The 6,207-nt window shown below is 41.6% G+C and carries 5 protein-coding genes; 2 read left to right on the forward strand and 3 right to left on the reverse strand.

Annotated features, from left to right (window positions below):
- Nucleotides 1–84: 84 nt before the first annotated feature.
- A complete protein-coding gene (locus P2W82_RS23385) occupies nt 85–1,425 on the forward strand; it encodes a serine hydrolase (protein WP_336518383.1) in 1,341 nt (446 codons plus the stop codon).
- Between the two features lie 1,045 nt (nt 1,426–2,470).
- Here P2W82_RS23385 and P2W82_RS23390 read toward each other — a convergent pair.
- The 3 genes from P2W82_RS23390 to P2W82_RS23400 form a co-directional block, all read right to left on the reverse strand.
- Entirely contained in the window at nt 2,471–2,965 is a 495-nt protein-coding gene (locus P2W82_RS23390) for a DUF6644 family protein (protein ID WP_336518384.1), read from the reverse strand.
- Complete coding sequence (locus tag P2W82_RS23395; protein ID WP_336518385.1) at nt 2,962–3,318, reverse strand: DUF6152 family protein; 357 nt, start codon at nt 3,316–3,318, stop codon at nt 2,962–2,964. Before P2W82_RS23395 ends, P2W82_RS23390 begins: the two co-directional genes overlap by 4 nt.
- 489 nt (nt 3,319–3,807) lie before the next feature.
- The gene (locus P2W82_RS23400) at nt 3,808–4,788 is read right to left on the reverse strand and encodes an LLM class flavin-dependent oxidoreductase (protein ID WP_336518386.1); all 981 of its coding nucleotides are present in this window, start codon (nt 4,786–4,788) and stop codon (nt 3,808–3,810) included.
- A gap of 382 nt (nt 4,789–5,170) precedes the next feature.
- Here P2W82_RS23400 and P2W82_RS23405 point away from each other — a divergent pair, with 382 nt between their 5' ends.
- Complete coding sequence (locus P2W82_RS23405) at nt 5,171–5,782, forward strand: peptidylprolyl isomerase (RefSeq protein WP_336518387.1); 612 nt, start codon at nt 5,171–5,173, stop codon at nt 5,780–5,782.
- Nucleotides 5,783–6,207 lie beyond the last annotated feature (425 nt).

Raw genomic sequence — 6,207 nt, forward strand, 5'->3', positions numbered from 1 at the left:
TGTAACCTCTAACCGAAAACCAACGTCAAACTAATCCCGTTCGGGAGAACTACATTCACTAAACTTGCAGTTAAATTGATTCGTATGAAAGGATTTTTCTTAAGCGTCGGACTATTTCTTATTTGCATTTCTGCAAACGCACAAAGCGCGCAGTCGAAACTGGATGAATTGATGTCTGCTTATGCAAAGCAGTACAAATTCAATGGTGCTGTACTGGTGTCAAAAGGCGATCAGATTTTATTGAACAAAGGGTACGGTATACAGGATGCCGCGGATAAAATCAATAATGATTCAGCTACTGTATTTCAGCTGGGATCCATTACAAAACAATTCACAGCCATTATGATCCTGAAACTACAGGAACAGAAAAAACTGAATATAAATGATAAACTGAGTAAATATTTTCCGTCTTATCCAAAAGGCGATAGCATCACGATCAAACATTTACTCACTCATACTTCAGGAATTTACAGCTATACGAATGATGCGACATTCATGAACAACGAAATCACCAAACCCTTAAACCGCAAACAGGTGATGGCGTTGTTTGAAAACAAACCATTGGAATTTTCACCGGGTACAAAATGGGAATATTCCAATTCTGCTTATATATTGTTGGGGTTTATCATTGAAGATGTTACAAAAATGACATATTACCAGGCAGCAAGAAAAATGATTTTTCAACCGCTGGGGATGACGCATACCGGTTTTGATTTTACGAATCTTTCTGTCAGGGAAAAGGCGGTTGGATATATGCGAATCAACGAACAGGTTCAGGTAAAAGCGCCCATTGTTGATTCATCCGTTTCTTTTTCTGCAGGTGCGATGTATTCAACGACCAGCGATCTTTATAAGTGGTATCTCAGTTTGAAAAATAATAAAATCATTTCTGCTGCTTCGAAACAAATGGCTTCTACGCCAGTGCTAAACAAATACGGTTTTGGCCTGGGGATTGACTCGGTTGATGGAAAACTTCGCATTGCTCATGGTGGTGGTATTCATGGCTTCACAACAAATATATCCATAGTACAGGCTGATGGAATCTGTATTGTTTTGCTGAACAACGCATCAAATTCCTTCCTGAGTACAATTACTGAAAGCATATATGCTATTCTTTATAACAAGCCTTACGAACTTCCAAAAGAACGTGTTGCGGTGTCCCTGAGCGAAGATGTTCTCAAACAATATGAAGGAGAATATGAACTGGCGCCGGGTTTTAAACTTGATATTGCTGTGAAGTCCGGAAAACTCACGGTGCATCCAACCGGTCAGCAAGAACATGAATTGTTTGCGGAGAAAACGGATTTCTTTTTCCTGAAAGTAGTTGATGCACAGATTGAATTCAAAAGAAATACGGCGAATGTGGTTGAAAGTCTTGTATTGGTCCAGGGTGGCAGAGAAATGCCAGGGAAGAAAATTAAGTAGTAACTTGAGTTTTTCTCTTTAGTTAGATAAATTTTTGATTCTGAGAGTTCCCAAAAATGGGTCGAGCCTCACGGCTCTTGTTTTCGCTATCGATCCGTTGCGGCGGATTGAAATCCGCCGTTATAAGATTGGTCGAGCCTGACGGCTCTGTATAAATTTACAGGAGGATTTTTCAAAAGTTCAGATTCAGTTTCGCTGCAGACTTTATTTCTATCAAGGATTCTTTTGGAACCATCAGGTAAAAAGATTCGTAGGATCGTATCACCATATAGATCCGTAGGATCGATTTTCTTATAACCGCGGATTTTAATCCGCGGATAAAAAAGCCAACAGTGAACCCAACTCATAAGATCCGTAGGATCGATGATATTTTGTGACCATTTAAATTGGTCGAGCCTCACGGCTCTTGTTTTCGCTATCGATCCGGCGCGGCGGATTGAAATCCGCCGTTATAAGATTGGTCGAGCCTGACGGCTCTGTATAAGTTTACAGGATGGATTTTTACAAAAGTTCAGAGTCAGTTTCGCTGCAGACGTTATTTCTACCAAGGATTCTTTTGGAACCATCAGGTAATAAGATCCGTAGGATCGCATCACCTTATAGATCCGTAGGATCGATTTTCTTATAACCGCGGATTTTAATTCGCGGATAAAAAAGCCAGCAGTGAACTCAACTCATAAGATCCGTAGGATCGATGATTTTTTGTGACCATTTAAATTGGTCGAGCCTCACGGCTCTTGTTTTCGCTATCGATCCGTTGCGGCGGATTGAAATCCGCCTTTATAAGATTTGTCGAGCCTGACGGCTCTGTATAAGTTTACAGGATGGATTTTCAAAAGTTCAGAGTCAGTTTCGGTGCAGACATTATTTCTATCATGATTTTTTTTTGGTTCCATCAGGTAAAAAGATTCGTAGGATCGCATCACCTTTTAGATCCGTAGGATCGATTTTCTTATAACCGCGGATTTTAATCCGCGGATAAAAAAGCCCACAGTGAAGCCTACTCATAAGATCCGTTGGATCGATGATTTTTTTTTGAAGACTTCTATAAATACGCAATTAATCTTCCACAGGAAATAATCCCTATCCACACCATGATAGAAAAAACAGCATTGAGTTTTGAGAGTGATCTGACGGGTTCTGCTTCGCTTTTTTTCAAATGAGGTTTGAAAACCAAAACATCAAAGATGAACGCATTCAGCGCTGCCGCTACGAGCAAAATCATTTTCAGTTGAAATGTGCCGCTTTCAGCAAGTGCTTCCGCATTGGTAATAAACATCAGAATGCCGGATGGAATGACTAAAAACAATCCCCGTCGCGACCATGGCAGAAGATATTTTGCCATTTGTGAAACAGGGATTTTAAAAGTGATATTCAGCAATCGAAGATCAAATAATATTGCAGCACCGGCAACCATTACGATACCGAGGATATGTATGATTTCCAGGAAAGGATATAACCACAATGATTGCCGGATCGTGGTAGCGAGGGCACTTGCTTCTACCGACCGAAGCCACTCAGCAAGCGAAATGATCATCATTTACGCAGTTCAAATTTTGCATCTCCTACAAAAATTCTTTCCGCCCGCATTTCATTCTTGACCTTTTTGTGGGGGTAGCCGTACACCTTTACAGTATTTCCTTCCCTGAGCTTATCTGTGGGAACGTTCCGATCAATCATTCGTGAAGTAGGAGCAAGTATCACTAACCATTCGGCCTTGTCATTTTTTAGTCTGATACGTGCATGTGGATTTTCAAAAACAAATTCCGTTACGACACCTGTAAATTCAAAACCTTTCTGTTGATCATAATCCGCCCAGCCATGGTGGAATGGAACAAACGCAAATGATATAACGATCATCGCGGGGAGAACAAGTTTTTTCAGCGGTTTCATACAAAAGAATTGAAGGTGATATACAATTTACAAAAGTTTATGCTTGCCTTGTTGGGGAAAATTGGGGACATCATAGAGTTGAAAGTGGAAGGTTGTATGTTTAAAGAAAAACGGGGAAGGTGAAACGTACAACGCAGAACAAAAAAAAATGCAGTTGTAACAACTTAGGAAATTTCTACCGATGCTTGCAGCGCGTCATAGGCATTTACCGTATGTCATATTTTTTATATCACCCGGATTTTTGGAAACCTGCTTTTTACTACCTGGCAAAAGTCAAACACAGGAGAGACAGGCTGGTTACAAGCCCACAGGGAAAATACAGTGTGATTTTGCTCTTTTCGGCTGCTTCGTAAATACGCTGTTGTTTGCTCTGTGATCTGGTTTTAACTGGGAAGAAACAATGTCGGAGTCTACGGATATTCCTCAATACCACCTGTATTGTGTATTCAACCTGACTGCATCCATCTGCTCTATGCTGCCTCGTAACAACTATTTACTAATTAACTCGTAACTCCTCCTCCTCGCCTCCTGATCATACAAATGCGTAACGATCATTAATTCATCCACCTTAGTCATCGATACAAATGAATCCAGCTTCTGCTTCACCGTTGTCTGATTACCACGAAAACTGAAAGTCATCATTGAATGCAAGGCTGCTTCTTCCCCGCTGGTAAAAAAATCTCCCGGTAACTCTTCCGGAGCCTGCAATGCTTTTGGATTGCCTCTGATCACACCCGCGAACATACGCTTGAGTGATGTGGACATCAACTCCGCTTCCCCGGTGGTGTCAGCTGCAATCACATTTACTGCTGCCATGGCATATGGAGACCTGAGGTATTGCGATGGTTTGAATCGGCTCCTGTAAATCTGTAATGCATCCATCAGGTATGTCGGTGCAAAATGACTGGCAAACGCATAAGGCAATCCCAATGCTGCTGCGAGATACGCACTGTCTGTACTGGAACCCAATATCCAAACGGGAATATCAACACCCTCGCCGGGAATTGCCCGCACTTTTGCATTTTTATTATCTGCAGAAAAGTATCCCAGCAATTCCTGCACCTGTTCCGGGAAATCATAACCTGCAAAGCGATCTCTGCGCAAAGCCATAGACGTTACCTGGTCGGTACCTGGTGCGCGACCAAGACCAAGATCAATCCTGTCCGGGAACAAATATCCAAGCGTACCAAATTGTTCAGCTACCATCAACGGCGCGTGATTGGGTAACATAATCCCGCCGGATCCGACACGAATCGTTTTTGTTCCGTTGGCGATATAGCCGATTAACACTGAAGTTGCGGCACTGGCGATGCTTTCCATATTGTGATGCTCGGCCAGCCAGTATCTTTTATAACCTAACCGCTCGCAGGTTTGCGCCAGCAGCAAACTGTTTTCATAAGTGTCAGTAATCGAATAACCTTCACGCACAGTCGCCAGGTCCAATACCGAATAAGGAATTTTTTTACTCATCTGTTTCTACTATTTATCTGCCGGAAATGCATTGCAAAATTACACGATGAAGGTTTTCATCCCGGCCCGGCTATAGTCACGGAAAGCGTGAGGGAGTATAGAGGATACCAAATACAGGATAAGTTCAGAAAACTGAAAACCGAAAACCTGCCTGCCTGTCCGCCAGGCAAGACAGGCAGGCTGAAAACCTGAAGTTGTTTCACAAGTACATTGCTTAGTGTATGTTGCCTGCTGCCTAATAATTAACATTTTCCTTGATATCATCGTTGACCCGCTCACCTCAATAATCTTCAAAAAAATGTACCTTGCCTCCATCCTCCACGACGGATATTTCCGTACATAACAATCAGGTGGAGTTCTGTATTGATATTAACATTAACGTATGAAAAGTCTATTGTCCGTTTTATTCTTTTTTGTTTCCGTTCCGATGTTTGCTCAGCTCACCGTAAACGAACAATTCCAGAAAATCAATACCATGGAGCAAGCTCAAAAGTATATAGAAGCCAATCCCGGTCTGAAACCAGTGATCATGAACATTTCCTGGGGAAAGGATACAACAGTGATTGCAAAGCGTTTGCTTGGCCAGAAAAAAGGCGATGTGTTTCATGTGGGATATACCACCTATAAAGTCCTTGATTCCAAAGAAGAAGTTCAGTATCGCGCCAGCTATGTTTTTCTTGATGGCGGATCTCTTTCAAAACGTGAAATTGATTCGCTGAAAAATATCATCGTTCAGAAAGCCAATAGTGGCACTTCCTTCCAGGCACTTTCGGATCAATACACCATGGATGGTAACGAAACCCATGGCGACACCGGTTGGTTTTTTGGCGAGATGATGATGCCGAAAGAATTCCAGGACGCAGTTGCAAAAGCAAAAACAGGGGACGTTTTTTTCGTTGAAGCCCCGGAAAGACAATGGTATTACATCGTGAAAAAAACACACGACGACCAGGTTAAAAAAGATATGGTTGTCCTTAAATCGAATGGCCGGTAAGGGAAGGAAAATACGAAGTACCATTTCCGGACGCCTGATTGCGAGATGTTGAGCATGCCGCATTCAATTAAAATATAGAATTTAGTTTTCATTATTTGTGGATAAAGCCTGTGTAATTCAGATGAATAACACAGGCTTTTTTAATATTGTACGAAGCAATGAATTGTGGGAAATGGATTTAACAAAGTGGCGAACTGAATTTAAAAGTCCTTAATCGTCGTTATGCTTAAGTATTGTCATATTGACGCCACATGAAAAAATCAGGCTCTAAAAATTATCAGAAACTCTAACTTTATCACCATCAACCGCCGGCTGTTTGCTACTTACCACTTACTACTGCTATGTAAAAGGCTGTGGTGCCGAAGCGAAAGCTCAGCATTGTTAAAAGTTTCTACAAGTCAATTCAGAAATTTTCTCCACCTGCT

The organism is Pollutibacter soli (genome assembly GCA_029269725.1).
GTDB classification, from domain to species: Bacteria; Bacteroidota; Bacteroidia; order Chitinophagales; family Chitinophagaceae; genus Pollutibacter; species Pollutibacter soli.

Excerpts from the sequence above, each read along its gene's own strand:
- P2W82_RS23390 (WP_336518384.1), bottom strand. The coding sequence starts at position 2,965 with ATGATGATCATTTCGCTTGCTGAGTGGCTTCGGTCGGTAGAAGCAAGT.
- P2W82_RS23405 (WP_336518387.1), top strand. The coding sequence starts at position 5,171 with ATGAAAAGTCTATTGTCCGTTTTATTCTTTTTTGTTTCCGTTCCGATG.
- P2W82_RS23385 (WP_336518383.1), top strand. The coding sequence starts at position 85 with ATGAAAGGATTTTTCTTAAGCGTCGGACTATTTCTTATTTGCATTTCT.
- P2W82_RS23400 (WP_336518386.1), bottom strand. The coding sequence starts at position 4,788 with ATGAGTAAAAAAATTCCTTATTCGGTATTGGACCTGGCGACTGTGCGT.
- P2W82_RS23395 (WP_336518385.1), bottom strand. The coding sequence starts at position 3,318 with ATGAAACCGCTGAAAAAACTTGTTCTCCCCGCGATGATCGTTATATCA.